Below are 25,671 nucleotides of genomic sequence, written 5' to 3' on the forward strand. Positions count from 1 at the left end.
CCGTTTTTTCAAAATCCCTTTCCATTATGTGTCTTATAGCATGTAGGAATTGTTTCCTTTGTTCAATAGAATTTAAAGAAGAGTCAATAAAAATTGTATATGTTCCGTCTTCATTTTCGGTAACTGATTCGTGTACTTTCCCAGACGGAAATTGCACAAGTCTAATCTGGTAATCAATCAAGGTCACCACGTTCCTTTCTTTTTAGCGCGAGTAACATTGCATGTACAGCCTTTAAGTCTTCTGGTTCAGCATCTCTTGCAGCATTAAATAAAAGCCTAAGCTCTTTGTCTTCAAATATATCCTGCGCTATTTCTCTTGTCTCATCGTTTATATAATATGGTTCTCTTTTTTCGCTATTTTCTTCGCCATAAAAATATGATAGCGGGACATCGAAATAATCAGCGATTTTCTGTAACTTGTTTGGTTTTGGTTGGCTAACCCCCTTTTTCCATTGCGTCAATGTAGATGTAGATACTCCGGTTTCCTTTGAAACTCTATATGCCGTAACTCCTTTGGCATCTAATAACTTTTGAAACAATTCATACATGACTGCACCTCAAAATAATTAAAAAATATTAGCTATTTTTATTGACACACTTATAAAGCTATGATAAGATACAAACATAGCTAATAAATATTAGTTATATGACAATAAAGCTAAGATTAAAAAGTGACTTATAAAAATAATTATCGTGTATTTATTATATAAGAAAGCTTAGCTAATGTCAATAAATTATATCTAATTTTTATGGAAGGAGGTAACACTTTGACAGAATCATACAATCATCTTGAAACAGTTTTAAGAGAACGCAATATTACGCCATACAGACTTTCTAAAGAGACTGGAGTATCAACAGCAACACTCTCAAACTGGAAATTTGGAAGATACACTCCAAAGATAGATAAAATTAAAAGAATAGCTGATTTTTTAGATATTCCAATCGAATATTTCCTTGAAGAAGAAACAACAAATAAATGAATAAATGTTAAAAATGTCTGGAGGTAATAACCATGGAGTATCCAAGCAAAATGATGCGAAAAAAAGAGCTTTTAAAAATGGGATTCCCGGAGGAGCTTTTGGATAGAGCTTACCGGGAAAAGGGTCAGACATTCGCATACAAAATAAGCCCGATGAAGAAAAATAGCCCCATTATGTTCGATACAATAGGATTCGAGCGGTGGCGGCTGAAACAAATAGCAATAGAAAACAGGGCAATGCAGAGAGGGGGCGTCATGTGAACTTAGAACAGAGGATGTCACAAGGCTTATATGCGGCAGGCTGCTTTTTGTCCCTGAGTGGTCATGGAATACTGGCGGTGTGTTGCTGGGCAGCAGGAGCAGCATGGAAGAAAGGAATCTGAAATGCAACAGCAAATTAAAAATGCCCCTTCGGAGCGGCAACTCCAACGGGGGCAAGAAACAATAAAAAATATGTCTATGTGCATTATAGCACACACGGAGGATTTTTAAAATGGTGAAAGATAAATATTTATACCTTTGCAAACTCTGCATGGATGTGCAGAGAGGGGAAGACGGGACAATAGAAAGACGACAGAGAGGAGAAAAATCTGGAGCTACAGTATTTTTTCGATTTTCAGGCCATGTGGCGATGTTAGAAATTGAAGTCTTTTTGAATGGGTGGAGTTCTTTTGCTAGTCCGACATTTGCTTATGATTTTCGCCTTGACGAAGAGCTGGATAATGAGGAGTTTACGAAATGTCGTGATCTATTGCTATCTTTATTAAAGGAGAATAAGAATGGGATTTTATGAAAAAGACGGGAGGCGGATTCCTGAGGAGCAGGCGTTTGAGTATGCGCTTGAAGAGGTCCAAAACGGGGGCGTATTAATGGAAGATGCTTTCCTGGACTGGTTTTTCCGTTGGGAACAGGGATGGCATCATTACCCGGACGGGGATGAGATGGAAAGCGTAGACGAGATCACACAGCAACACATACAGTCAGAGACAAATTTTCTAAGGAGGTACAGCAGATGCTAAAAAGTTATGACGAACTTAGGAAGGTAGATGTGGCTCCATATTGTGAGGAAAGAGACGGATTTTTATATTTGAATTGGGCTAGGTGCATTACGCTTTTGCATGAATATGGTGCAGAAAAAGCATATTGGGAAGTGATTGAAAATGAAAAGACCGGAAACAGCCTGAGGCCCACGGAAGAAGTCTTTACAGATAAAAGTGGAGTAAGCAACCGGTGTTATGAGACAAAGATCAAAGTAGTTATTGACGATAGCGTGTATTATATGCAGACCCCTGTTTTAAATGGGAAAAATCCTGTGAAAGACAATTCTATGAATCAACTTCGTACGTGGAATAGCATGTGCAGGGCTTTTGTAAAATGTGTTGCGATCAATACGGGATTAGGATTTGATCTGTGGCTGAAAGAGGAAACTGGTCCGTTTGCATCTTACATACCAGAACAGAAAGGGATAAAAGCCAGTGAAGCGCAGATAAAGGCAATAAAATCAATAGGAAAGAAGCATAGGCTTGATCTGGACAAATGGATTACGAACAACAATAAAACATGGGATTCATTGACCGATGTTGATGCTGGAAATATGCTCAACACCCTGAAAGAAAAGTATGGCGATGAATAGTGAATGAAGTAATTGAGATAAAAGGCATAAGGCAGAGCGAAGACGGAACGGAAATGCTTGTTTTAGCCCCGGGAAAGAACCTCTTTGATACGATCTTAGACAAACGCATTAAAGTGGCTGAAATGAGGCTTGACGATGGCAGGACCATATCTGTTATGCAGAGGAAAAAGGCTTATGCAACGATCCGTGACATGGCAGAGTGGACCGGGTATTCCCCGGAGGACATGAAAGAATTTATGAAGTATGAATTTATAATCCGTACCGGAGAAGATCATTTTTCTTTGTCTAACTGCTCTGTCGATCTGGCCCGTGAGTTCATATCCACGCTCATAGAATTTTCTCTTGAGCATGGGATACAACTTTCTGATCTGGCAATAAACCGGACGGACGACATAGGCAGGTATCTCTACTACTGCATAAAACATAAGAAGTGTGCTGTCTGTGGCAGGCCGGGAGAGATCCACCATGTCGATGCCATCGGCATGGGGAATGACCGGCGGCGGGTGGATGATAGAGAATACCAGAAGATCTGCCTTTGCCGGGAGCACCACACAGAGGTGCATAAAATCGGACTAAATGACTTTGAGAAGAAACACAAAGTATATGGAATCGTAGTAAAGGAGTTATAAATGGCGTGGAAAGGATACAGCAAGTACAGAAATAAGAAGACGGAGCTTGACGGGATCACCTTTGACAGTAAGAGAGAGGCGGAAAGATATGCAGAATTGAAACTTCTCGAAAGGGCAGGAGAGATCTCACATCTGCAACTGCAACCGGAGGTAATCCTCCAGGACAAATTTGTGCATGACGGAAAAACCATCCGGGCAATTAAGTATAAAGCGGATTTTGCCTACTTTGATAAAGCATCTGGTAAAGCGGTCCTTGAGGATGTAAAGGGAATGGAGACTGATGTTTTCAAATTAAAGAAGAAATTGTTCCTCAAAAAATATGGAGACGCTTATAAATTTAAAATAACGAGATGATCTGATGAGACTGGAAGGGGGCTATATCATTCTGTCTAAGAAGATCCTTGACAGTGAGATATACCGGAAACCACCGCTATATCTAAAAGTTTGGATTTACATATTGTCAAAGGCAAACTTTACAGACGGTAAAAAACTGAAACGGGGCCAAGTGTTTCTCTCTATACCAGAGCTTCAGGAGGCATGTTCTTACTATGTCGGGTACCGGAAAGAAACCCCTACAAAGAAACAGATCTCAGGAGTTTTGGACTGGCTACGAAATCCCGGCGAAGGTGTAGATGAGGGTAACACGAACGGCCCTATGATAGAGACAACGAAGGTGACACGTGGAATGGTCGTAACCATACGTAATTACGACATTTATCAGGATTTTAGAAATTACGAAGGTACTGACGTAGGTCACAACGAAAAGTCTGCGAAGGTCGAACGAAGATCGAGCGGAGGGGACACTATAACAAAAGGAAGTATAAAAAAAGATAAAAAAGAAAATGTAAAACACGTGTACGGCGCATATAAGCATGTCCGATTGAAAGATAGTGAAAGACAAGAATTAGCCTCCCAATACGGGGAAGAGATGGCACAGAAGACCATCACATTCCTTGACGAATATATCGAGATGAAGGGATATAAGGCTAAAAGCCATTATCTTTGTATTCGGAAGTGGGTTGTTGATGCCGTAAAAGAACGGGAACGTAAGACAAAACTAGAGCCAAAGAAAACAAACCAGTTCCATAATTTTGAGGAACGAGAGTATGACTATGACGAGTTGGAAAAACAGCTTTTTGAGAAGCAGTTGGGAGGATAGCATGGAGCAGATTAGCTTTTTCGGAGACATCGGCTGTAAGGAGCCGGAGCCGCCGAAGGAGAAAAGGAAACGGAAGATTCCAGAAGACCTGCCGGACAGCGCAAAGAAATATTATGCGGAGAGGACAGCAAAGGAATGCCGCAGGGAGGCTTTAAGCGCCGGAGACAAAAGAAACATGGAGAACAGGATCTATGCATGGCTAAAAGAGCAGGGACGGGATCTAACAGCCCATCAGATCGCCATTGGCATGTGTCTGTCAGGGATACATTACAGCAAGGAGAGGCAGTCCGTTGCCCCTAGACTAAAGGGCCTAGAAGAGCGAGGATTGGTCGAGAAGACCGGGAGGCGGGTCTTTGACCGGGAAACCGGGGCCAGTGCCGGAACGTACAGGGTGGTGATTGAAGATGATTAAAGTCATTTGCAGTAAGCAGGAAAAAGAGCAGTTGGACCCTCTTATCAGGTTTGCGATGTTTTGTGTGACAGGGGCCGATTGCATATTCAAGAAAGAGATTGCCAATTTCGATGTTGGAAAAATAAAGTGGTTTGTGGAGGACAACAATGAATAGAAGCAGATTTACTGATAGCTTAAAGGAGCAGGTTGCAAAAGACCGACGAGAGCGTGGCATGACCGGGAAAGAGGTTGCGGAGAAATACGGTATCGCAGAGAGTACTGTATATACCTGGACAACTCAGTATTACGAAAGCGGTCGGGACAGCAAGGGAAGGTTTAAACCAAAAACATACCCAGAGGAAATAAAACAGAGGTCTGTAATAGATTACATCCTTGGCAAAGATAAGAAGCAGATCATGCAGGAGTATGGTATTACTGCGAAATATCTGGACAGGTGGATCGAAGAATACTGGGAGGAGCGGGAAAAAGAAAGGCAGATAGAGGATAGAAGCAAAAGAGAGAGAAGCATTTTCAAGGAAAGAAAAAGGACGGTGAACGGGAAAAAGCTTAGAATTGTATATCCGTCGTCTTCCGCAGCATATGTCACATGGGCAAAGTGAAGGAGGGAAAATTGAAAAAACTACAAATTGATATTGACGAAACAATGTGTTGTTGTAATTCGTGCCTGGCACAGAATTATGACGGTGAAGGTCTCGGTAAAAGAACGGATACAATTTACAAAATTTTAGCGGGGCAGACAGCGATACATTTATGTCCGGATTGCCTGCGAGAATTAAAGAAGTCAATAAACGAACTGTTATAGGTATTTACTCAGTAGAGTTTATATATCACACGTAACAAGAAAACATTTAGGCATCCTGTTTTACAGCCCGCTTTTGCGGGCAGGAAGGAGGGCAATATGATAAACGCCGAGGCTATAAAGCAAATGATAGACGATATGGACGAATACGGCATGATTACCGATTATATAGCCTGTCCATATACATATAACCCTGATTGCAAATATGACGGTAGTAATAATCATGATTGCTGTAATGATTGCAAAATGGAGTGGCTACATAAAGAGTGGGAAAATTAGAATTTAGGAGGAAGGACATGAACATTGTATCATTTGGTGGAGGAACGAATAGTACTGCAATGATTATTGGTATGTATAGAAGGAAAATTCCTATTGACCTGATCTTGTTTTCAGATACAGGAGGAGAACATCCACATACATATAAGCATGTAAGTAGATTTAATGAGTGGCTTAAAATCCATGGATTACCGCAAATTACAGTTGTGAGAAATGTAGATAAAGAAGGGAATGTGTTTACATTAGAAGAAGAGTGCTTAAAATCCCATTCTCTTCCTAGCATAGCATATGGATGGAAGAAATGTAGTTTAAAACACAAGATCGGGCCTCAGGATAAATATTGCAACCATCACCCTGAATGTAAAGAAATATGGAAGACAGGGAAGAAAATAAATAAGTATATTGGGTATGATGCAGGAGAAGTGAGAAGAAAGGAACATGCATTTGCTATTGATTTACAAGACAAGAAATATAAGAAAATTTATGCATTGATTGATTGGGATTGGTACAGAGAGGATTGTATTAAGGCTATACAGGAGGAAGGACTTGAACTTCCAGGAAAGAGCAGCTGTTTCTTTTGCCCATCTATGAAAAAGACCGAAATCAAGGCGCTAAGACGGGACTATCCGGAATTATTTAATAGGGCAATCACAATAGAGGACAATGCGCAGAACCAGCTTATTAAAGTAAAAGGACTTGGAAGGAGTTTTGCATGGAAAAACTACATGGAATGGGAAGATAGCCAGATCAGTATGTGCCAATTTTATGAGGAAAACGAAATCCCTTGTAGTTGCTATGATGGTTAAACTGAGATTTAGGAGGTAAATAGTTATGCAGAAAATAGAAAGAGACGATATCATCATCAGAAAAGGGATCATACATATCCTTGACAGCCATAACGGATATCTTGGCTTGTCTAATGACCTGCTGGATATGGGGCCGGACTTAATGGAGTTTATTCGGGGGCACATCTTTAAGATCCTTGACAGCGACGACACAAAGAAGTGTCAGTTTGACGGTAGTATTTCCCCGATCCCGGCGTTGCTGGAAGAAATGCAGGAAAAGGAAGACGATAGCTTTATAGAGGCCAGCCGGGTGCTTGCCGAGAGCCTATTTGACATCATGTGCGACAGTATCACCATCCCGGCGGCGGATCTAGTCGTGGTCAGTTTCCAGTTGCATAGTGTCGTATACCTGGCAATGCTCAAGATGAACTATAAGGAGACATACGTACATAAAGAGGCAGAGAATGAAGTCAACGACATCGTGAAACAACGGATCATGCCATTAGGCGGGGCGAAGCTCACAGAAGCCGTCATCGTAGATCTTCTGGAATATAACGTACAGCTGGTAGAAAAGAAATATGAGATGCTCGCAGGGGATAAGATCAATTACATATCAGAGCGGTTCCTCAAGTGCCATGCAGATATGGCGCCCAAGAAAAAGTTCCAGATCCTGAACAAAGTCATTACAGACATCAACAACCGTTATGAAAATGAGCCTTTAAAGAACCGCCTGGATGCAAAAAGCAAGCTGAGAGAAGAATTTGCTGAAAAGAATGAGTTCCGTATCAATGAGATCGGTGACCGGATCTTTGGAGGCGATGCAGAAAAGAAGCAGCTATTTGATGACCGGATGGAGCGGTATGACATGCAGTATGACAAGTTCACTGTTGGAAAAGAGAATACGGTCAAGGGATTAGAATATATCACCGTGGAGACGGATACCGGAATCGAGATCAAGATACCAATCGAGGAATATATCACTAAAGAGAATGTAGAGATCGTAGAAGAACCGGGCGGAGGGAGTACGGTTGTTATCAGAAACATTGAACAGGCAAAGATTAAATAGGGAGGGACCGGTGTGACAAAGAAGAAACTTAAGCAGCACGGCGCACTCAAAAGGGAAATAGATCTAATCGACAAAAAACTGGACCAGCTCTATGACAGACAGAAGAATATACCAACGGTCTTGGGCAAAGTAAAAGGATCAAGCCCTGAGTTTCCATACATAGAGACACGACCAACTGTATACATGGATGAACCGGGGGAATCAGACCAAATAAAAAAACTAATTCGGATGAAAACATCACGGAAGATCACGGCTATGGGTGCTGTGTTAGAGATAGAAGAGTTCATTGCGGCTATACCAGACAGTACAGCCCGGCAGATATTTGAGATGACTTTCCTGGAAGAAAAGAAACAGCAGGAAGTTGCGGATCAAGTGGGGTACAGTCGTAGCCGTATTTCACAGATAATTAGCGAATATTTGAAAGATTAACACAATTAACACAATGGGAGTGATATAATTATAATAGAGCAACTAGAATAACTATAGCAGTTATTTTTCTTGCACTCCTCTTAAGCTTTTTTACGGGGCGTCACGGCGGCGCCCCTGATAAACCAAAACGCAAGGCATATTGAAACCTCTATAATTATTTTGTTTTCCCCGGTATCTTTATGATATCGGGGTTTTTAGGTACTATAATTGCCCACAATGCCCGTACAAGTGTTTGTATAATAAAGAAAAAGGGTGAAATAATAAAAATGTCAAATATTACGTTTGTTTTAAAATACATTCAATATGACAACTTTTTGTTGTGATTTGACGATAATCTAGTATAATAAAAGTATGAATTGTTATACAACATATTGTGATAGCAGTTTATAAAGGAGGATGGAAGATATGGCAAGGGTATTGGATGTAGCAAAGTATATCTTGCACAAAAAAGGGCCTATGACAACGATGAAACTAGAGAAGCTCACATATTATTGCCAGGCATGGTCATTAGCTTGGGATGATGTACCGTTATTTGATGAAGAGTTTGAAGCATGGGCAAATGGTCCAGTTTGTCCCCAATTATTTGAAAAACATAGAGGAATGTTTGTGGTAGACGAAGACATATTTACGGATAGTGGATCTATACAAAATGTATTTTCAGAAGATGAACTGGAAACTATGGATAACGTGTTAGAATATTATGGAGATAAAGAACCACAGTGGCTTAGCGAGCTTACGCATAAAGAGGCTCCTTGGAAGATAGCAAGAGCAGGATGTGCGCCAGGGGCATATTGTAATGAAGTAATTACAAAGGAAAGCATGCAAAGTTACTATGGAGGTCTTTAGCAAGTGTCAAAGAACAAAAAGAAGAAGGTAAAAGTTTCTGAAAAACCGAAAGGGATTAAAGAAGCAAGAAATACTGAGAATCCTGAAAGTTATTATGATAAAACACCTAAATGGGTCTTCAAGGATATGGATGTAGAGCATGAAAGATGGAGTTTGCAGAAATGCGACAACATTTATCCTTACATTATTGAAAAGATGAAAGATTATGAAGGGATGACTTGGGGAGAAATCATAAAGGCAACCGGAGGAAGAAGAACAGGAAATAATAATCATTTTGAAAACGTCGACGAATTTATCAAGGAAGCCCAGGAAAGATGGATAGAGCTAAAACTTGAGGAGTATTCGGAGGCGTTTTCGCTTCGATTGACAGGAACGCATAGGTTGTATGGGATATTGGAGGATGGAACTTTTCGTGTAATATGGTATGATGAGGATCACGAAATATACAAATCAGCAAAACGACATACATAATTTACGAAGCACCCATTTGTAGGTGCTTTTTTTGATACAAAATTTAGGACATCTAGCTCATATGGTAGAGCAACGGCCTTTTAAGCCGCAGGTACAGGGTTCGATTCCCTGGGTGTCCATTCTTGCAACTGCAAACCGCAATGGGTCTTCTGCATTCTATCCTATACAAAAACACATATTCTAAGAATGCAGGCGTGGAGCGACCACGATAAAAACAACCGTCAGAGCGGAGAACAGAGACGTAAAACAAACTTGCTGTGTCCGGCATGGCACACAAAAGACATTGCTACGGGCTTAGCCCGTATGGAGAGCCTGGAGGCGTGGTGGAGGTTCGATCCCTTCATTCTCCGTTATTTACAGATAGATAGGAAGGTGGTGTTGTGGCGAATGAAGAAAACTTAAAAGGGAAGGGCTTTGACAGTCGAAGCACGAGCGAACTACGAGAAATAGCCAAGAAAGGTGGAAGGGCATCAGGAGAGGCCAGGAGAAAAAAAGCAGATCTTAGAAGGACATTAAATGCCTTGTTAACTGCCAAAGTAGATAATCCGGAACTTGCGCCAATATTAGATGGACTAGGACTGGAAAATACTCTTGAATCCGCCGTAACAGCCGCACTAATCAAAAATGCGATGACTGGAAACGTAAAAGCCTTTGAAGCGATCAGGGACACAATCGGGCAAACAACAAAGTCTGATCTGGATATAGAAGAACAACAGATTAAGATAGATAGAGATAAAAGAGCCAGGGACCAAGAGGCTGGAAATACAGACAATACAGAAGGCATCCAATCCTTCTTGAAAGCCATGAGGCCGACACAAGAAGAAATGGATACTTTATTTAACGAAGAGGATGGTGTTGACGATGCCAAAGAAACAGAAGAAAGCAGCGGAATTTAGATTCAAACCATTCTCAAGTCAACAGAAAAGACTTATAAACTGGTGGCGTCCAGTGACAAGGACATCAGAAAACGATTTTGTCATAGCGGATGGATCTATCAGGTCGGGGAAAACGATTGCATGTATCTGCGGGTTTTTGATCTGGTCCCAGGAGATGTTTTCCGGGGAGAGTTTTATTCTGGCAGGAAAGACCATGGGAGCATTGAAAAAGAATGTTGTAAAACCAATGCAACAGATCTTAGAAGCATGGGGGTGGCCATATGAATACATCCGGTCTGGATCGGATGCGCATATAGAGATTGGCGATAATACTTACTACCTGTACGGGGCGAATACAGAGGCCAGCCAGGATGCCTTGCAGGGCCTGACTGCTGCCGGAGCATATGCAGATGAAGCAGCTTTATTTCCGAAGTCATTTATTGATCAGATGATAGGCCGGTGCTCTATTGATGGATCAAAGGTATGGATGAACTGCAATCCGGAGGGGCCGCATCATTATATCAATGAAGAGTTCATAAAAGCAGCCGCAGAGAAAGACAGCAAGAAAAAGGTATATCATCTGCATTTCACGATGGAGGATAACCTTACATTATCGCAAAGTAAAAAGGATTTTTATAAAAATGCGTGGCCTCTTGGCAGTGTTTTTTACAAGCGGTTTATCCTTGGAAAATGGGTGGCGGCGGATGGCCTTATCTATCAGCAATTTGCAGATCATGTAGATGAATACCTGATTACGGAAGAATGGCTCAGGGATAATCAAATTATACATGCAATCATTGGAGTTGATTTCGGAGGTACGAAGTCAGCTCATTCTTTTACCTTGACAGGATTTACAAAGGGATACAGACAGATGGTTGTGCTTGATGAGTATTACTGCAAGAAGAGGATAAATCCAAAACAGTTAGAAAATGATTTTATAGACTTTGTAAAGAGGGCACAGAGCAGATACAAAGTCCACGAAGCATATTGTGACAGCGCAGAACAGACGCTGATCAGTGGTCTAGAAGCAGCGATAATCAGGGAACGGGTGGCAATAGATATTAAGAATGCGATCAAAGGGCCAATCAATGACCGGATTGCCTTTTACAATTCCATGATTGCGCAGGGCAGATGGAAGATTATGAAACACTGCACGCATATTAAAGAAGCGTTTGAGGAGGCTGTTTATGATGACAGCAAGCCTAATCAGGATGTACGTCTTGATGATGGTCAAATGAACGTAGACAGCCTTGATAGTACGGAGTACAGCACAGAAACTATTATGAGCGACATTATGTATATAGTAGCATAAAGGCAGGTGATGAAATGAGAGATATTGTAAGTGAGTTCTTAAAAACAAGTGGATATGTGCTACAAGCAGATAAGACGCTAGGACATCTATCAGAGTGGGAAGACTGGTACCAGGGATACGTTAAGAAATTTCATCGGTATAATGTTTATAATGGAGTGAAAACAGTTGGTAAGGATCGCATGTCAATGCAGATGGCAAAGAGGATCTGCGAGGACTGGGCTAATCTATTGTTGAATGAAAAGGTCACGATCACCACAGAAAGTGAATTTTCCGTATCCCTTAACCAGATATTTGAAAATAACAACTTCCTGGTTAAAGGGAACCAATTGATTGAGATGATGTTTGCTTTTGGCACTGCGGCCTTTGTGGAATATCTTGATCAGGATGAACAAGTAGTTATTGATTACATCAGAGCGGAAATGATACGACCAATCGCACATGACAATGGAATTATCACAGAATGCGCCTTTGCAAGCCCTGTTGTCGTATCCGGGGAGAAAGCATTTTATATCCAGATACATAAGAAGGATGGGACACAATATGTAATTGAGAACCACTATATTTGTTCTGAATCCGGAAAGGAATTAGACCTTCCGGATGACATAGAGGAAACTGTATTAACAGGTTATGATAAGCCATTGTTCCAGATTATCACGCCAAACATAATTAATAATATTGACTTTGACAGCCCAATGGGTGTGAGCTGCTTTGCAAACGGCATTGATCAGCTAAAAGCAGTTGATCTGGTATATGATTCTTACTGTAATGAGTTTCGACTTGGGAAGAAAAGGATTATTGTTCCTACGACTTTCGCAAAGATCCAGATGCAAGAAGACGGGACGGTGAATCCCATTTTTGATCCGAACGATACAGAGTTTTATTCTTATCAGACGAATGACACAGATCCAAAATCAATAAAGGAAATCAACATGTCATTGAGGGCTGCAGAGCATGAACAAGCCTTACAGCGAATGCTTGACCTTCTGAGCATGAAATGTGGGCTTGGAAACGATAGATACCGTTTTGAAAACGGAACGGCGAAGACAGCAACCGAAGTTATTTCAGAGAAGTCAGAGCTGTATCAAAATCTGATGAAACATGAAATAGTCATAAAGGATGCATTAATCCGCATGGTAAACGCTATCGCTTTTCTGTCCGGTGCTGGAGATCAGGACGTTTCTATTGAATTTGATGACAGCATTATAACCGATAAAGAATCACAGAGACAGCAAGACCGTCAAGACCTAGCTGCAGGCATTATGGCTCCAGAAGAGTATCGGGCTAAATGGTATGGGGAATCAAGAGAAGAGGCTTTGAAGAATCTTCCGCAACAAGCTCAGATCATTGAATAGGTGGTGATAGCTTATGAATCGAGAGTATTCAGAGCGATTGTCACATGGGGCAGAAAAAAGGTTTCTTGATCTGGAAGAACGAATATTAAGGGATATTGTACGCCGGATAAAGAAAACTGGAGAAATCACCAGTACTGCCGACTGGCAACTTACGAAGTACCATTTACTTGGAAACTCTACAGAGCAGATAGAAAAGGAAATAAAAAAGTGCCTTGATGACAGCTATGCAATGACTTTTGAGGCATATGATAATGTAATAAACAGTCAATATGTGAGGTATAAATCCCTATATGAGCAGGTCAATCAGGAATTTATACCATTTGACAAAAATTTAGAGTTGCAACAGTTAGTAGAAGGATTCCAGCGGCAAAGCAATACAGACTTATTCAACATTACAAAATCGTTAGGTTTCATGATGCCGGATGCCTGGACAGGGAAACTGCATTTTACATCTGTTGCACAGACCTATAACAATATTCTCGATGCAGCCATGATGGATATTGCGTCAGGGGTATTCGATTATGAATCCACAATCAGAAAAACCGTAACACAGTTAACGAATAGTGGTCTGAGAACCGTTCATTATGCACAGACTGGATGGTCCAACCGGGTAGATGTAGCAGCTAGAAGAGCTATCATGACCGGAATCTCACAACTATCTGGGAAAATGGCAGATATGAATGCCGAGAAGCTTGGAACGGATCACTTTGAAGTAGATTGGCACGGAGGGGCAAGGCCAGAACATAGAATCTGGCAAGGCAAGGTGTGGACAAAAGAACAGCTTGTGACTGTCTGCGGGCTATATACTGTGACTGGATTGCTTGGTGCAAACTGCTATCATATGTATTATCCATTTGTTCCCGGTATTTCGGTAAGGAGCTGGACAGATGAATGGCTGAACAGCAAAAATAAAGAAGAGGATGTTCCGAAGGAATACGGCGGAAAGCAATATACTACATACCAGGCAACGCAGAAGCAAAGGAAAATGGAAACAGCCATGCGTGCTCAGCGTGAAAAAATAACATTGTTGAAAGAAGCGGGTACAGACAAAGAAAAGATACTGGATGACCAGATCAGATACAATAATCAGCTTTATGAATATACGAAGTTCTCTAATAAAATGGGGCTAAGGCAACAAAGACAGAGAATTTATTCTGATATGAAAGGTCGGGTTCTCCCTCGGGATAATTCCATTGTGAAGTACCAAAAAATCAGGTACAATAAAGATGGAATCATCATTACAACAGACGACTGGACAAAGAAAGAACATGTTAAAATCCCTGGAAAGTATAGGCAGAATGCTGTTATCGAAACCATGGAAGAGAAGTCTGGAGTAAAATACAAGAATCGAACAATCTATGACCGAAAAGGCCATATGGTCAAACAGATTCATTCCGGAAATCACGGAAATGAAAAAATTCATAATTATGGCGAAAACGGAGAACATGTCCATATATACAGATGGGAAAAAGGAAGGATTAAGAAGCGATACACCAGAGAGATGAACCAAATTGAAAGGAAGGAGCATGGTGATCTGTCATGAAAAGGTCAGAGTTAAAAAAACAGATACTTGAACTGACGCAGGACATTACATTTGAGTACAACGGGAAATTTGCGTGTATCAATCCATGGTCCGTGGATAAATTTCAAGTAGGATTTGGTAATGTAGCAAAGACATATACAGATATAAACGATTTGATGAATGATCCATTCTATGACGGAAATTCATTAACGGAAATTTGTGATACATTACAGATTGAATTAGTTTAATACCGCCAGTCAATAATGGACCGGCGGTATTTTTACGCCGATTTTTAAGGAAAGGAGCGCAAACAATTGAAAACAAGAAATAGAAAAGAATGGTGATCCGGTATCTCCCAGCAGCAGGGTTAAGCTGCATCGACACGCTAAGGCGTGTTATTTTTATGTCCAAACGTAGTTATGACCTAAAACTGTCTACGGTAGTTGACGAACAGTAAACGGAGGTAAAAAAAATGAGAAAAAATGAATTAATGAAAGAAAAAATGGAAACACGGAAGTTTCCTATGAACTTGCAGTTTTTTGCAGAAAGCGGTGATGCAGGGGACGATGGTGATGCCGGCAGTGATGGTGACGACCAGGACGACGATGAAGCGGACGAAAACGGAGATGAAGAGGCGAAGTTTACACAAGCTGATATTGATAAGGCGATCAAAAAACGTCTGGAAAGAGAGCGTAGAAAGTGGGAACGAAAGCAGTCTTTAGAAAAAAAGGATGATAATGAATCCGATAAAAACGAATCAAAAGATGATGACGCTGTAAAACAAGCGGAAGTCAGGGCACAGAAAGCAGAGATGAAGATCTTATGCTACGAGCATGACATTTCAAAAGATTGCGTAGATGATGTAATCGCTCTGGCACACTCGTATCTTGATGATGACACAGACATAGAGGATGCAATTGAAAAGGTAGTGAAAAAGTACCCTCATTTTACAAAGTCATCAGAAAACGAGGAAGATAAGGAACCGAAAAAAGCATGGGGACAGAGACAGACGAAAAAAGCGAAAGAAAAGACTTCTGGAGTTGAGGCTGCATTTCTGAAAAAGAACCCAGGCTTAAAGATTGATTAAGAAAAGGAAGGTATAAAATGGCACATGAATCACAAGTGCGTTATTCTGCACTGGTAGACGCAAAATTGCGACAGACGCTCGTAACAAGAGACAATTACATTTTTAACAACAATTATGAAGGAAATCCAAAGGCAGGAAAAGTAAAGATTCCTGTTAGAGATACGGAAGTAAAAGTAAAAGACTATAATAAGGAAACCGGAATAAAAATTGAAACCGGAAGTACTTCTTATGCGGATTTAAACATTGACAGAGATAAAGCAGTAAATGAACTGATTGATGGCTTTGATGCTGCATCTGTTCCTGACAATTTGACAGCTGATCGTTTAGATTCTGCGGGGTATTCACTTGCACTTGAGATGGACGCAGATTCAATTGGTTGTCTCGAAACAACAAGTGGGACAAAGGTCACAGAAACTAAGACGGCAGCGACTGAGAAAACAGCATATCAGGAAATATTAAAGGCTAAAGCATACCTTGGAAGAAAAGGCGTCCCATCGGATGGAAGATGGCTAATTGTCTCCCCAGAATTTCAGTCAGTTTTGATGTTAGACGACCATTTTATTCGGCAGGGAGATTTATCTCAGGAAATGAAAAATGCTGGAGCAGTAGGATCAGTAGCGGGGTTCGCTGTATTTGAATCAAATAATTTGTTGTATGAGGACACAGAAACCACTGGAGGAAAGGTCACCACGACTGAATTTATCGCAGGACATCCAAACTGGTGTCATAGAGTAGACGAATGGGCCGTAGAGGTTCATTTACAGGATCTTTCTGGTTCTGGAACTTTCATTGGTGCATCTGCGGTCCAGGGGCGAAAGATTTGGGGAAGAATGATTTCAAAACCAGAGACGGTTTATATCAAACGTACAGAAACAGAGGCATCTCGATAGGAGGTGTATCATGGTTGCATTTGTAACATATGATTTCTACAAGACGAGTTTTGCAGGATCAGCCATACCGGAGGAAATATTTTCACGGTATGCGCTTTCTGCATCTATGGAAATCAGAAACAATAGTTTGGGGCGGATACAATCACTGATTCCCAAATGGGCTGATGATATTCAAATAACGGCTTGCCAGGTAGCGGAGATTTTACATGAAAAAGAAGAAATGAACTTTAATGTGAAATCAGAAACAAATGATGGAGATTCTATAACATACAATGACACAAGAAATTTCAGTGAAGAAATAAAAGAGTGTATAGAAAAAAATTTGTGGATGACCGGGCTTCTTTATCAAGGTGGTGTGCGATGTGATCATAAATTCAGACTTGACAATTTACAATAAAAAATATGACCCTGAAAGCCGAATGGATACCTGGTACAAAACATATATACCGGAGTGTCACTGGAAAGTTGACAATAAGGTTGTGCAGGACGACAATGGACTGAGAAATCAGGATATGTTCAAAATACGTATCCCTGGGAAATATGAATTGTGCTACATGGATGCCGCGATATACAAAGATATGGAGGGCGCATCTGACGTATGGACAATACAAAAGGATGACTATGTGATTCAGGGAAAAGGCCCTGACATAGTAAAACCTTCTGATTTGCCTAACAGAAGCTGCCGGATTACAAGCTGGTCAGATAACCGTGCAAATACAACAATTCCACATTTCAGGATCGGGGGCGAGTAGATGGCACAACAGAAAAAGTTTGTGGTAAAGACGCCACGTGGACAGATCTACACGCAGAAGACATCAGGAGGAACAGTAATGGCAAAACTGGAATGGGCCGGAGGTATGGCGCCTCGGATTGAAGGGAATCTATCAAAAGCGCAATGTTTCGTTGACAGCGAGGTGTTAAGGCTTTCCGATCCTCTAACGCCACGCTTGACTGGTGCATTAATTAAAAGCGGAACCCTTTGCACGGTCATCGGCTCCGGAGAAGTATCCTACAATGCTCCATATGCCCGCAGGCAGTATTATGAGCATAGCGGGCAAGGGCTGCGTGGGCCAAAGTGGTTTGAACGCATGAAAGCAGCAAATAAAGACAAGATACTGGAAGGAGCTGAGAAGGTTGCCAGGGGAGGCTAAAAAGTTGATTGAGGCGGTCCGGGATTTTATTCTTACGTGCCCAATCTTGAAAGAGGGTCATGTAAGGGTAGATTATACCGGGGCGGAAATTGGATACTCCATTGATCCACTGCCGGTTGATCCGGTAATAAAAACCTACGTGGATGGAGGTTCCAAGCGGCAATATGCCTTTGCATTTAGCACAAAGGAGCGCTTCACAGGGGACGAGCGAGAAGCCATAGAAAATAGTGGATTTCTTGCAGATTTCACGGAATGGATTGAGGCACAGAACAGAGAAGGGAATTTCCCTGAATTAAATGACAACAAAAAAAATATAAGCGACATTGAAGTTACAAACAGCGGGTTTCTATTCGGCATGGAGCCGGATTATGCCAGCTATCAGATTCAATGTCGCTTTCTTTACACCCAGGAGGTATAAGAATGGAGAAAGCAAAATTAGTAAGAAGAAGCCAGCGGGTGGCCTTTTATGGCGTTCCTGCGGTAGATGGAGATGGGGAGGTAACGCAGTTTGACCGGATGCAGCACTTTACTTCTCTTACAGAATCAAAGAATCCGGTCACTTATGAGCGGCAGTACGTAGATAAAGACAGCCAGGACAGCGATGTAACCGGGTACGGAACAGCCCTTGAATATGGCTTTGATCATCACCAGGGCGATCCGGTATTAAAAGATCTGGCAACCGTACAGGACGATGAACAGAAGGGCGAAACACGAGAAATCGTAGTTGTCGACTTTTTTGACAAAGGAGAAGCAAAAGCAGATGATGAGTATGTTGCAAGAAAAAGAACTTATTCTATCCTGCCAGACAGCTCCGGAGATGGTACAGATGCACTGCAATACTCTGGCAGTTTTGCAGTCAAGGATAATATTATAAAAGGATATGCAAAGGTAGCGGAAGACCAGAAAAGCTGCACTTTCTTAGCTGCACCTACTTCCAAACCCTGAAACGGCCCCAGAACCAGAGGGGCCTACCGAAACAGTAAATGAAGAAATGAAGGAGATTGAGCCATGAGCCGGGAAAAAGACAACATCCGTATTTGGGAGATTAACGGAAATGAATTTGAATTTGATTTAGCAGATGCCGACGTATTAGAAAAAATGATGAAGACATTTGAAACAGTGGATAAAGAACAGAAGGAATTGGAGAAAGTCGGGGCAACAGTGGAGTTTGTAAGAAACTATTGTAACGTCTATTATCGCATGTTTGACAGTCTGTTCGGACCGGGGACCGGGAACAAGATATTCAATGGGAAACATAATATAAGGGTATGTGAAGAAATCGCAGATGACTTTGTTGGCTTTACAATCAGGCAGGTAAAGATGATAAATCAGAGACGAATCGCAAAGAACCAGAAATATTATCCAGGTAAACACAAGAAAAACAATAGTAAATATCGTGGCAACTAGAGATGAACCCTCTATATGAAAAATTTCCAGAGCATGTATTGATTTCCGGGAGAAGGTATAAAATAGTGACCGATTTTAGAGAGTATATCAAGTTGATAGATTTACTCCGGGATGATGAGGTAGACACAATGGAAAAGGCAGAGCTAATACTGATGTGGTTTATAGATCCTCCTCAAGCCAACTTCCATGACTGCCTAAAAGCCCTCTCTATCTTTATGACAGATTACAGGGGAGAAGAGAATCATGCAGATACCGAAAGTGATACAAAAGAAAGCAAGAGACAAGAAAAACAGGTGCTGTCCTACACGCAGGACGCACCTTTTATATTATCAGGCTTTCTGGAATGTTATGGCATTGATCTAACAACGGTAAAATATATGCACTGGTGGAAGTTCCGCATGTTGATTGACGGTATGAACGAAGAGTGTGAACTAAAAAAACGAATGAATTACCGTAGTATTGATGCTGGAAAAATTAAAGACAAGGCAGAAAGAGAAAGGATCATGAAGATCCAGAGGCAGATTGCAATAACAGAAAATAGTGCGACAGATGAAGACATCGGTGACGCCTTTGGAAATATGATGTGGTGATATGGGGATAAAGGAGAAAATACCATTTGCAAGAGAGTGGTACGTTTGCCCGCACTGCCACGCACACCTAATAATTTATGACAATACCGCAGAAAGCAGCGGTGTTTTTTTGAAGTGTAAAAAGTGTGGGAAAGAAGTTGAAATAAAGATTAATGAAGGAAGACAGGTGATGCATTAGAGAGCCATTGAGCCGTGCAGTTGTCCGAAAGGAGAGATAACGCATGGGGTACGATGGCGGTTTAAAATTTAATACAAAGATAGATGAGGCGGGTTTTAATGCAGGTATAAGCAAGCTGGGCGGAATTGCAAAAAAAGGACTTGCCGTAACGGCGGGAGCGATTGCTGGCGTAACCGCTGCTTTCGGCGTAATGACAAAACAATCTCTTGATTCTGTATCTGATCTTGAGCAGAATATCGGTGGAGTGGAAACTCTTTTTAAGGATAGCGCGAAAACGGTTATTAAGAATGCGAATAATGCATTTAAGACAGCGGGTATGAGCGCAAATGAGTACATGAAAAATGTAACAAGTTTTTCTGCATCATTGTTACAAAGCACATCTGGAAATACTCAAAAGGCTGCAAAAGTCGCAGATATGGCTATGATTGACATGTCTGATAATGCAAATAAAATGGGTACAGCAATGGTGGATATCCAAAATGCGTACCAGGGATTTGCAAAGCAGAATTATACCATGCTTGATAATTTGAAGCTTGGATATGGCGGCACGAAGACAGAGATGGAGCGCCTGTTATCGGATGCATCTAAGTTATCCGGGGTTAAGTATGACATAAGCAATCTGAAAGACGTCTATGAAGCGATCCATGTCATTCAAGGCGATTTGGGTATTACCGGAACAACGGCAAAAGAGGCAGCAACAACGATTGAAGGATCAATGAATGCAGCTAAGGCGGCATATGACAACTTTTTGAATGGCTCTGGGTCTGCTAAGGATTTTGCGGATGCTCTTGCAACCGCCGCAGTTAATATAGGAAAAAATCTTGGAGAGATTATTCCCAGGCTTGCTGAGACGATACCGGAAGTCTTAAATGCATTATGGCAGGCATTTCAAGGTGGTGGGGACCGCTTTCTTAAAGCTGGAGCGGATATTATAGCCAATATTACAACTGGCTTGCTTTCTAAATTTCCGTCACTTATTACAAGCGCAATTTCTTTCATTCCTATGATTGCGAGTGCGATCAGTTCACATGCGCCGGAGATTACACAATCCGCAGTTTCTATCATAACGAGCATAGCTAATGGAATAACTCAGAGCATACCGAAGATCCTGAAATCAATTGCTCCAATAGCTGCGTCAATCGGACAAGGAATTATGCAGGCTGCGCCAGCGCTTATGAGTGCAGGAATGCAGATCATACAGCAGGTGGGAGATTCTATTTCGCAATATGCTCCAACTTTGATACCAAAGGCACTGGAAATGATCGGACAGCTGGCGATGGGCCTTATTCAAAATCTGCCACAGCTGATCAGTACAGGAATACAGATCATCACAGCGATTGCGCAGGGGATTATAAACTCAATACCGCAGCTGATCACATACGTTCCGCAGATTATAAACGGCTTATGTGCTGCCTTGGACACAGGATTAATGCAATTACTTGCGGCTGGGGCAAAGATAATAGTGAATCTTGTTCAGGGGATCATACAAGCAATTCCGCAGCTGATTGCGGCACTTCCACAAATTGTACTTGCAATCATTAATGTCTTTACTCACATAAACCTTTTAAGCGCCGGAAAGGCTCTGATAACAAGTCTGAAAAATGGAATTGTTTCCGCAAAAGGTAGTGTGGTATCTGCCTTTAATAGCTTGGTGAAAAGTTTATGGACAAAGATCACAACGACAAACTGGCTTTCTGTCGGTAAAAATCTTGTATCTAAAATTGCTTCTGGAATTTCGATGTTTGTCAGTAAAGCAACTTTAAACGCACAACTTCTGGCCAGGGCGATAATGCAGAATATCACAAAAATAAACTGGCTGTCTGTCGGGAAACAAATCGTACAAAAGATTGCTTCTGGACTTATAAGTCTTGCGGGGAAAATGGCAAGCACCGCCAAAAGTCTGGCTAATAAAGCAGCAACGGCATTCAGAAACATTAAATGGGCAGACGTTGGAAGGAACATCATAAAGGGGATCATAGGAGGAATTGGTTCGGCTGCAGGCGCATTATTCAATAAACTTAAAGATGTTGCAGGAAATGCTTTAAAATCTGCAAAGAAATCTCTTGGAATCAAGTCACCATCTAGGGTATTTAAGAAAGAAGTCGGAAAGCACATTGTGACCGGTATTATTTCCGGTATAAATGCTGAACAGAAGAATCTAAAAAAGACAATGGAAAGTCTCTGCAATGCTGCTATAAAGTCCGCAAAATCGGCAAGCAAAAAGGGTAACTTCTCAGAGATAGGGAAAACCTTTGTCGAGAACTTGTCAAATTCTATGGATTCTCAGGTGGAGAAGACTACAACAGCCGGAAAGAATCTGATCAATACTCAGATAAAAAAGGGTAGCGATAAAGAAAGTAAGAAATATGATAAGAAAATTGCTAGTCTAAACAAGCAGATCAAAAAGGCAAAAAAAGACAAGAAAAGCACAAAAGATCTTGAAAAAGAGCTTAAAAAAACCAAGGCGAAAAAGAAAGCAATGACAAGCTCTTACACGAACCTTGGAAAAGCAATGATTACGGCTTATACAAACTCAGTAAAGAAGCAGGCGGCAGCGATTGTAAAAGAAGCTGAAAAAACTATCGAAGAACTTTCAGAAAAGTTCCAAGAAAAGTATAACGACATCATGCAAAAGCAGAGTGATATGGTGTCAAAGATGCGTGATACAGGCAGCCTATACGATCTGGATGGCAATATTGAAGCTATTGAAAATTACCAAAACCGGATCAAATCCCTGAAAGGCAAAATTCCGGATTCATTAATGGATGAAATCCTGGGAATGGGCGTTTCCGATGCAAATGATTACATGGAATACCTGCAATCTCTTGATCCGAAACAATTCAATGATTATATAAATAAATGGAATAAGATTTATAATGGCTCTGAATCTTTTGGAGAGAGCTTCTTTAAAAGTGACCTGGATAAACTTCAAGAGGACTACCAGAAAGAACTAAATACAAATCTGAACGCACTAAAGAAGAAGGTGAATCAGATTGGTAAGGACACTATGGCTGGATTTACGTCCGGCATGAAGTCACAGACAAAAAATATGTCCAAAGCAGTTAAGCAGATGTGCAATCAGATCATTAAGGACATGAAGAAACAGCTGAAAATTAAATCCCCGTCCCGGGTAGTAAGAGACAAGGTAGGAAAATATCTTCCGCTTGGTCTTAGCTCTGCCTTTTCTAAATACATGCCGGCAGCTACGGTGCAGATCGAAAAAGAAATTAATACCTCCCTTGCTGCTATGCGTGCAAAAGTGGAAAGTGTAGAGTATCCTACACCGGATGTCCCGTCCTACACCGGGCCATCGGGCGGTGCACAAGTGGTTGTTTTAGAAGATAGCCGTCCGGTTCAGGTAAACGCAGAGATAACCGGTACAGTTGAATTGGATGGAAAAACAACAGGAAAGCTTATAGCTCCGCATGTAAGTAAAGAGCTTGGAAAAGAGCAAGGGAAAGTCGAAAGGAGAAATTGATGTTTGATGTTCAGATAGGAAAATATAGCCTGGCTGCCGAATGGGGCATGAGGCTGCTTACCCTGGAAGTTGGTTCACCGGAGGCAGATACAAAGTTTAAAGAGGTCCCTGGAAGAAACGGGGACCTTGATCTGACAGAGGTACAGACCGGATACACAACCTACAAAAACACAACAATGAAACTTACTTTCGATTTTGTAGATGGAGATTATGGCACTTGGCTCCGCAAGGGCAGTGAAATTTTTAATGCTTTGCATGGCAAAAGAGAAAAAGTGATTCTTGGAAATGAAAAGACTTTCTTCTATGAAGGAAGGGTAAAAATTGACACAGATAAAATAAACAAGAAATACAGCAAGGTTGAAATTGAAGTGAACCGTGATCCCTATAAATACGAAAAGTATTCTTCTACAGAAGATTGGCTGTGGGATGATTTTTCTTTTGAGGACGGGATCATAAGAGAATATAAAGACCTGGCTGTTTCTGGATCTCTTGAGCTGCATATACCAGGGCGATCTATGCCAGTGATCCCTGAATTTGACTGTAGTGTTTCGATGAGTGTGACACACAACAGAAAGACCTACAGTCTTCCTGCAGGAAAGAGCAAGGCGCCGGATCTTCTTTTAATAGAAGGAGATAATGTGCTGACCTTTACTGGGAACGGGACTGTGAGTGTAGAATATCGAGGAGGAAGTTTATAGTGTATAAGGTAAAATTAAATGACAAATATATCTATCACCCATGGGATAAAGATCTGCAGATCAGTGATCCCAAGTTAGATACAGAGCTGAATAAAAACGGCTCTTTTTCTTTTGTGATCTATCCAGACAATCCGATGTATAACAATTTAGAAAAGTTAAAATCAAAATTGCATATCATATGGTTCGATGATAATGGAAATGAGAAAGAGATCTTTAGATGCCGTATTTTGAATGAAGAAACAGACTTTGATGGAGAAAAAACAGTCACATGCGAGGGGGACCTCGCTTTTTTGTTAGACACAATCCAGCGGCCTTATTCTTCTACGGTTTCGCCGGCGGACCGGTTCAAGCAGCTTATTAATGCTCATAATTCACAGGTTGAGCCTGATAAGCAATTTCAGATTGGGAATATCACAATGACAGGTGATTCTGTAAAAGTAACAGAGAATAGTTATCCAGATACCAGGGCCGACATTGAAAATAAGTTGTTGAATGTCTATGGCGGATATATCAGGACGAGAGAGCAGAACGGGAAATACTATATTGACTATTTGAAAGATTATGAGGATAGAGAAGGGCAGTCGGTGCGATATGGAGAAAATATACTTGATATAACAAAGTATATAAAGGCCGAGGATATAAAAACTTGCATAATCCCTTTAGGAGCAACAAACAGCGCTACTGGTAAAGCAATCACGATAGCGAGCGTAAATAATGGAGTGGATTATCTCTACGATCAGTCAGCCGTGGATACTTTTGGGAAAATATACGGCACTGTTTCTTTTTCGGATGTTGAAAGCCCAAATACATTGAAACAGAAAGGACAGGAGCAAGTAGAAGCATTAAAGAACTTAATTGTTTCGATTGAACTTACCGCTGTCGATCTGAAAGACCTTGGTTACGATGTAAAAGAAATTTCTGTCGGAGATTTTATCCCGGTTGTATCCATGCCGCATGGAATTAATTCTTATATGCAGGTAAGCAAAAAAAGCCAGAATCTTAAAAAACCGGAGGATTCTAGTATTGTCCTTGGCTCTACAATTAAGACGCTTGTGGAAAGCCAAAATGTTTATAATTCAGGAATCCAAAATGTTATACCTGCAGTTAACAACGCCGTGAACACAGCAAATAACGCAGCAAACAAGGCTGAGCAAGTAAAGGTAGAGATGGACGCAGTTACAAATAAGATCTACCCGGTCGGCAGTATCTATATCTCTGTAAACAATGCGAATCCTGCGTCATTTTTCGGTGGCAGCTGGACAGCATTTGCAACAGGACGGACTATCGTGGGAGTAGATACAAGTCAGGGGGAGTTTAATTCGGTGGAGAAGCCTGGAGGAAACAAGGATGCGGCCGTGATCGCTCATATACACAGTGTAAATGCACAAAACACAATCAATGCAGGAGTGCACGATCACGATGCTTACGTGAGGAGTGGGGTGTTTGCTTCTGGCAATTCTACAGCAAGCAGCCTTGGATTTTCAGACAAAAATAACGGAAAAAGTACAAGTGCAATCATGGTAGATGGAAATCATTATCATAATGTTCCGGCGCATAATACTAACAGCACAGGTCAGAATGGCGCAGGGAAAAATCTGCCTCCTTATATAACTGTATATATGTGGAAAAGAATAGGATAGGAAGGAG

The 25,671-nt window shown here is 41.2% G+C and carries 36 protein-coding genes and 1 tRNA gene; 36 read left to right on the forward strand and 1 reads right to left on the reverse strand.

What is annotated here, in order from left to right; genetic code table 11:
• Positions 1–173 precede the first annotated feature (173 nt).
• A complete protein-coding gene (locus AR1Y2_RS04095) occupies positions 174–548 on the reverse strand; it encodes a helix-turn-helix domain-containing protein (RefSeq protein ID WP_137327829.1) in 375 nt (124 codons plus the stop codon).
• 219 nt (positions 549–767) lie between these two features.
• Between AR1Y2_RS04095 and AR1Y2_RS04100 the strand changes: the two genes are divergently transcribed.
• The 36 genes from AR1Y2_RS04100 to AR1Y2_RS04265 all read left to right on the forward strand — a co-directional run bounded on the left by AR1Y2_RS04100 (position 768) and on the right by AR1Y2_RS04265 (position 25,664).
• Entirely contained in the window at positions 768–980 is a 213-nt protein-coding gene (locus AR1Y2_RS04100) for a helix-turn-helix domain-containing protein (RefSeq protein ID WP_243118848.1), read from the forward strand.
• A 32-nt stretch (positions 981–1,012) separates the two neighbouring features.
• Complete coding sequence (locus tag AR1Y2_RS04105; protein WP_137327831.1) at positions 1,013–1,240, forward strand: hypothetical protein; 228 nt, start codon at positions 1,013–1,015, stop codon at positions 1,238–1,240.
• The gene (locus AR1Y2_RS18145) at positions 1,237–1,362 is read left to right on the forward strand and encodes a hypothetical protein (RefSeq protein WP_282432133.1); all 126 of its coding nucleotides are present in this window, start codon (positions 1,237–1,239) and stop codon (positions 1,360–1,362) included. The genes AR1Y2_RS04105 and AR1Y2_RS18145 overlap by 4 nt, the downstream gene beginning before the upstream one ends.
• A gap of 110 nt (positions 1,363–1,472) precedes the next feature.
• A complete protein-coding gene (locus AR1Y2_RS04110) occupies positions 1,473–1,772 on the forward strand; it encodes a thymidylate synthase (RefSeq protein WP_137327832.1) in 300 nt (99 codons plus the stop codon).
• Positions 1,759–1,998: a hypothetical protein gene (locus tag AR1Y2_RS04115; protein ID WP_137327833.1), complete on the forward strand. Its 240-nt coding sequence runs from the start codon at positions 1,759–1,761 to the stop codon at positions 1,996–1,998. Before AR1Y2_RS04110 ends, AR1Y2_RS04115 begins: the two co-directional genes overlap by 14 nt.
• A complete protein-coding gene (locus AR1Y2_RS04120; protein ID WP_137327834.1) occupies positions 1,992–2,612 on the forward strand; it encodes a Sak single strand annealing protein in 621 nt (206 codons plus the stop codon). The genes AR1Y2_RS04115 and AR1Y2_RS04120 overlap by 7 nt, the downstream gene beginning before the upstream one ends.
• On the forward strand, positions 2,612–3,241 hold the full coding sequence (locus AR1Y2_RS04125) for a putative HNHc nuclease (protein ID WP_137327835.1): 630 nt from the start codon (positions 2,612–2,614) through the stop codon (positions 3,239–3,241). The genes AR1Y2_RS04120 and AR1Y2_RS04125 overlap by 1 nt, the downstream gene beginning before the upstream one ends.
• On the forward strand, positions 3,242–3,595 hold the full coding sequence (locus AR1Y2_RS04130; protein ID WP_137327836.1) for a DUF1064 domain-containing protein: 354 nt from the start codon (positions 3,242–3,244) through the stop codon (positions 3,593–3,595).
• 4 nt (positions 3,596–3,599) lie between these two features.
• A complete protein-coding gene (locus tag AR1Y2_RS17985; protein ID WP_243118849.1) occupies positions 3,600–4,400 on the forward strand; it encodes a hypothetical protein in 801 nt (266 codons plus the stop codon).
• Between the two features lies 1 nt (position 4,401).
• Positions 4,402–4,812: a hypothetical protein gene (locus tag AR1Y2_RS04140; protein ID WP_137327837.1), complete on the forward strand. Its 411-nt coding sequence runs from the start codon at positions 4,402–4,404 to the stop codon at positions 4,810–4,812.
• On the forward strand, positions 4,805–4,966 hold the full coding sequence (locus tag AR1Y2_RS17700; protein WP_175403580.1) for a hypothetical protein: 162 nt from the start codon (positions 4,805–4,807) through the stop codon (positions 4,964–4,966). The genes AR1Y2_RS04140 and AR1Y2_RS17700 overlap by 8 nt, the downstream gene beginning before the upstream one ends.
• Entirely contained in the window at positions 4,959–5,411 is a 453-nt protein-coding gene (locus AR1Y2_RS04145; RefSeq protein ID WP_137327838.1) for a helix-turn-helix domain-containing protein, read from the forward strand. The genes AR1Y2_RS17700 and AR1Y2_RS04145 overlap by 8 nt, the downstream gene beginning before the upstream one ends.
• A gap of 496 nt (positions 5,412–5,907) precedes the next feature.
• Positions 5,908–6,693: an adenine nucleotide alpha hydrolase family protein gene (locus AR1Y2_RS04150; RefSeq protein ID WP_137327839.1), complete on the forward strand. Its 786-nt coding sequence runs from the start codon at positions 5,908–5,910 to the stop codon at positions 6,691–6,693.
• A gap of 25 nt (positions 6,694–6,718) precedes the next feature.
• Positions 6,719–7,738 (forward strand): nucleoid-associated protein, encoded by a 1,020-nt coding sequence (locus AR1Y2_RS04155; RefSeq protein ID WP_137327840.1) that lies wholly within the window; start codon positions 6,719–6,721, stop codon positions 7,736–7,738.
• 12 nt (positions 7,739–7,750) lie between these two features.
• Complete coding sequence (locus AR1Y2_RS04160; RefSeq protein WP_137327841.1) at positions 7,751–8,167, forward strand: sigma factor-like helix-turn-helix DNA-binding protein; 417 nt, start codon at positions 7,751–7,753, stop codon at positions 8,165–8,167.
• A 405-nt stretch (positions 8,168–8,572) separates the two neighbouring features.
• The gene (locus AR1Y2_RS04165; protein ID WP_243118850.1) at positions 8,573–9,013 is read left to right on the forward strand and encodes a Panacea domain-containing protein; all 441 of its coding nucleotides are present in this window, start codon (positions 8,573–8,575) and stop codon (positions 9,011–9,013) included.
• A gap of 3 nt (positions 9,014–9,016) precedes the next feature.
• A complete protein-coding gene (locus tag AR1Y2_RS04170; RefSeq protein WP_137327843.1) occupies positions 9,017–9,484 on the forward strand; it encodes a hypothetical protein in 468 nt (155 codons plus the stop codon).
• Between the two features lie 46 nt (positions 9,485–9,530).
• Positions 9,531–9,603, forward strand: a tRNA-Lys gene (locus AR1Y2_RS04175).
• A 261-nt stretch (positions 9,604–9,864) separates the two neighbouring features.
• The gene (locus AR1Y2_RS17705; protein ID WP_175403581.1) at positions 9,865–10,380 is read left to right on the forward strand and encodes a KGG domain-containing protein; all 516 of its coding nucleotides are present in this window, start codon (positions 9,865–9,867) and stop codon (positions 10,378–10,380) included.
• Between the two features lie 52 nt (positions 10,381–10,432).
• Positions 10,433–11,671 (forward strand): PBSX family phage terminase large subunit, encoded by a 1,239-nt coding sequence (locus tag AR1Y2_RS04185; RefSeq protein WP_175403582.1) that lies wholly within the window; start codon positions 10,433–10,435, stop codon positions 11,669–11,671.
• Between the two features lie 14 nt (positions 11,672–11,685).
• Positions 11,686–13,023, forward strand: coding sequence for a phage portal protein (locus AR1Y2_RS04190; RefSeq protein ID WP_137327845.1), 1,338 nt, complete (start codon positions 11,686–11,688; stop codon positions 13,021–13,023).
• Between the two features lie 13 nt (positions 13,024–13,036).
• The gene (locus AR1Y2_RS04195; protein ID WP_137327846.1) at positions 13,037–14,566 is read left to right on the forward strand and encodes a phage minor capsid protein; all 1,530 of its coding nucleotides are present in this window, start codon (positions 13,037–13,039) and stop codon (positions 14,564–14,566) included.
• A complete protein-coding gene (locus tag AR1Y2_RS04200; protein WP_137327847.1) occupies positions 14,563–14,793 on the forward strand; it encodes a hypothetical protein in 231 nt (76 codons plus the stop codon). The genes AR1Y2_RS04195 and AR1Y2_RS04200 overlap by 4 nt, the downstream gene beginning before the upstream one ends.
• Positions 14,794–15,017: 224 nt before the next feature.
• On the forward strand, positions 15,018–15,632 hold the full coding sequence (locus AR1Y2_RS04205; RefSeq protein ID WP_137327848.1) for a hypothetical protein: 615 nt from the start codon (positions 15,018–15,020) through the stop codon (positions 15,630–15,632).
• 17 nt (positions 15,633–15,649) lie between these two features.
• Positions 15,650–16,522 (forward strand): P22 phage major capsid protein family protein, encoded by an 873-nt coding sequence (locus AR1Y2_RS04210; RefSeq protein ID WP_137327849.1) that lies wholly within the window; start codon positions 15,650–15,652, stop codon positions 16,520–16,522.
• A gap of 10 nt (positions 16,523–16,532) precedes the next feature.
• Complete coding sequence (locus AR1Y2_RS04215; protein WP_137327850.1) at positions 16,533–16,919, forward strand: head-tail connector protein; 387 nt, start codon at positions 16,533–16,535, stop codon at positions 16,917–16,919.
• The gene (locus tag AR1Y2_RS04220; protein WP_137327851.1) at positions 16,885–17,274 is read left to right on the forward strand and encodes a DUF6751 family protein; all 390 of its coding nucleotides are present in this window, start codon (positions 16,885–16,887) and stop codon (positions 17,272–17,274) included. The genes AR1Y2_RS04215 and AR1Y2_RS04220 overlap by 35 nt, the downstream gene beginning before the upstream one ends.
• Positions 17,275–17,673, forward strand: a complete 399-nt coding sequence (locus tag AR1Y2_RS04225; RefSeq protein ID WP_137327852.1) for a minor capsid protein — start codon at positions 17,275–17,277, stop codon at positions 17,671–17,673. It abuts the gene before it with no gap.
• A gap of 4 nt (positions 17,674–17,677) precedes the next feature.
• Positions 17,678–18,091 (forward strand): hypothetical protein, encoded by a 414-nt coding sequence (locus tag AR1Y2_RS04230; RefSeq protein ID WP_137327853.1) that lies wholly within the window; start codon positions 17,678–17,680, stop codon positions 18,089–18,091.
• A 2-nt stretch (positions 18,092–18,093) separates the two neighbouring features.
• Positions 18,094–18,618, forward strand: a complete 525-nt coding sequence (locus tag AR1Y2_RS04235) for a hypothetical protein (protein ID WP_137327854.1) — start codon at positions 18,094–18,096, stop codon at positions 18,616–18,618.
• Between the two features lie 63 nt (positions 18,619–18,681).
• Positions 18,682–19,080: a DUF6673 family protein gene (locus AR1Y2_RS04240; RefSeq protein WP_137327855.1), complete on the forward strand. Its 399-nt coding sequence runs from the start codon at positions 18,682–18,684 to the stop codon at positions 19,078–19,080.
• Positions 19,081–19,082: 2 nt separating this feature from the next.
• Entirely contained in the window at positions 19,083–19,670 is a 588-nt protein-coding gene (locus AR1Y2_RS04245; protein WP_137327856.1) for a bacteriophage Gp15 family protein, read from the forward strand.
• Between the two features lies 1 nt (position 19,671).
• On the forward strand, positions 19,672–19,848 hold the full coding sequence (locus AR1Y2_RS04250; protein ID WP_137327857.1) for an MJ0042-type zinc finger domain-containing protein: 177 nt from the start codon (positions 19,672–19,674) through the stop codon (positions 19,846–19,848).
• Between the two features lie 43 nt (positions 19,849–19,891).
• Positions 19,892–23,326, forward strand: a complete 3,435-nt coding sequence (locus AR1Y2_RS04255) for a phage tail protein (protein ID WP_137327858.1) — start codon at positions 19,892–19,894, stop codon at positions 23,324–23,326.
• The gene (locus AR1Y2_RS04260) at positions 23,326–24,024 is read left to right on the forward strand and encodes a phage tail family protein (protein ID WP_137327859.1); all 699 of its coding nucleotides are present in this window, start codon (positions 23,326–23,328) and stop codon (positions 24,022–24,024) included. Before AR1Y2_RS04255 ends, AR1Y2_RS04260 begins: the two co-directional genes overlap by 1 nt.
• The gene (locus tag AR1Y2_RS04265) at positions 24,024–25,664 is read left to right on the forward strand and encodes a phage tail spike protein (RefSeq protein WP_175403583.1); all 1,641 of its coding nucleotides are present in this window, start codon (positions 24,024–24,026) and stop codon (positions 25,662–25,664) included. Before AR1Y2_RS04260 ends, AR1Y2_RS04265 begins: the two co-directional genes overlap by 1 nt.
• The last annotated feature ends 7 nt before the right edge of the window (positions 25,665–25,671 follow it).

The organism is Anaerostipes rhamnosivorans, assembly GCF_005280655.1.
Classification (GTDB): Bacteria; Bacillota; Clostridia; order Lachnospirales; family Lachnospiraceae; genus Anaerostipes; species Anaerostipes rhamnosivorans.

Excerpts from the sequence above, each read along its gene's own strand:
- AR1Y2_RS04120 (WP_137327834.1), top strand. The coding sequence starts at position 1,992 with ATGCTAAAAAGTTATGACGAACTTAGGAAGGTAGATGTGGCTCCATAT.
- AR1Y2_RS04095 (WP_137327829.1), bottom strand. The coding sequence starts at position 548 with ATGTATGAATTGTTTCAAAAGTTATTAGATGCCAAAGGAGTTACGGCA.
- AR1Y2_RS04130 (WP_137327836.1), top strand. The coding sequence starts at position 3,242 with ATGGCGTGGAAAGGATACAGCAAGTACAGAAATAAGAAGACGGAGCTT.
- AR1Y2_RS04240 (WP_137327855.1), top strand. The coding sequence starts at position 18,682 with ATGAGCCGGGAAAAAGACAACATCCGTATTTGGGAGATTAACGGAAAT.
- AR1Y2_RS04215 (WP_137327850.1), top strand. The coding sequence starts at position 16,533 with ATGGTTGCATTTGTAACATATGATTTCTACAAGACGAGTTTTGCAGGA.
- AR1Y2_RS04155 (WP_137327840.1), top strand. The coding sequence starts at position 6,719 with ATGCAGAAAATAGAAAGAGACGATATCATCATCAGAAAAGGGATCATA.
- AR1Y2_RS04245 (WP_137327856.1), top strand. The coding sequence starts at position 19,083 with ATGAACCCTCTATATGAAAAATTTCCAGAGCATGTATTGATTTCCGGG.
- AR1Y2_RS04255 (WP_137327858.1), top strand. The coding sequence starts at position 19,892 with ATGGGGTACGATGGCGGTTTAAAATTTAATACAAAGATAGATGAGGCG.
- AR1Y2_RS04195 (WP_137327846.1), top strand. The coding sequence starts at position 13,037 with ATGAATCGAGAGTATTCAGAGCGATTGTCACATGGGGCAGAAAAAAGG.
- AR1Y2_RS04260 (WP_137327859.1), top strand. The coding sequence starts at position 23,326 with ATGTTTGATGTTCAGATAGGAAAATATAGCCTGGCTGCCGAATGGGGC.
- AR1Y2_RS04140 (WP_137327837.1), top strand. The coding sequence starts at position 4,402 with ATGGAGCAGATTAGCTTTTTCGGAGACATCGGCTGTAAGGAGCCGGAG.
- AR1Y2_RS04210 (WP_137327849.1), top strand. The coding sequence starts at position 15,650 with ATGGCACATGAATCACAAGTGCGTTATTCTGCACTGGTAGACGCAAAA.
- AR1Y2_RS04250 (WP_137327857.1), top strand. The coding sequence starts at position 19,672 with ATGGGGATAAAGGAGAAAATACCATTTGCAAGAGAGTGGTACGTTTGC.
- AR1Y2_RS04165 (WP_243118850.1), top strand. The coding sequence starts at position 8,573 with ATGGCAAGGGTATTGGATGTAGCAAAGTATATCTTGCACAAAAAAGGG.
- AR1Y2_RS04115 (WP_137327833.1), top strand. The coding sequence starts at position 1,759 with ATGGGATTTTATGAAAAAGACGGGAGGCGGATTCCTGAGGAGCAGGCG.
- AR1Y2_RS04150 (WP_137327839.1), top strand. The coding sequence starts at position 5,908 with ATGAACATTGTATCATTTGGTGGAGGAACGAATAGTACTGCAATGATT.
- AR1Y2_RS04105 (WP_137327831.1), top strand. The coding sequence starts at position 1,013 with ATGGAGTATCCAAGCAAAATGATGCGAAAAAAAGAGCTTTTAAAAATG.
- AR1Y2_RS04200 (WP_137327847.1), top strand. The coding sequence starts at position 14,563 with ATGAAAAGGTCAGAGTTAAAAAAACAGATACTTGAACTGACGCAGGAC.
- AR1Y2_RS04110 (WP_137327832.1), top strand. The coding sequence starts at position 1,473 with ATGGTGAAAGATAAATATTTATACCTTTGCAAACTCTGCATGGATGTG.
- AR1Y2_RS04145 (WP_137327838.1), top strand. The coding sequence starts at position 4,959 with ATGAATAGAAGCAGATTTACTGATAGCTTAAAGGAGCAGGTTGCAAAA.
- AR1Y2_RS17700 (WP_175403580.1), top strand. The coding sequence starts at position 4,805 with ATGATTAAAGTCATTTGCAGTAAGCAGGAAAAAGAGCAGTTGGACCCT.
- AR1Y2_RS04205 (WP_137327848.1), top strand. The coding sequence starts at position 15,018 with ATGAGAAAAAATGAATTAATGAAAGAAAAAATGGAAACACGGAAGTTT.
- AR1Y2_RS04225 (WP_137327852.1), top strand. The coding sequence starts at position 17,275 with ATGGCACAACAGAAAAAGTTTGTGGTAAAGACGCCACGTGGACAGATC.
- AR1Y2_RS04235 (WP_137327854.1), top strand. The coding sequence starts at position 18,094 with ATGGAGAAAGCAAAATTAGTAAGAAGAAGCCAGCGGGTGGCCTTTTAT.
- AR1Y2_RS17985 (WP_243118849.1), top strand. The coding sequence starts at position 3,600 with ATGAGACTGGAAGGGGGCTATATCATTCTGTCTAAGAAGATCCTTGAC.
- AR1Y2_RS04190 (WP_137327845.1), top strand. The coding sequence starts at position 11,686 with ATGAGAGATATTGTAAGTGAGTTCTTAAAAACAAGTGGATATGTGCTA.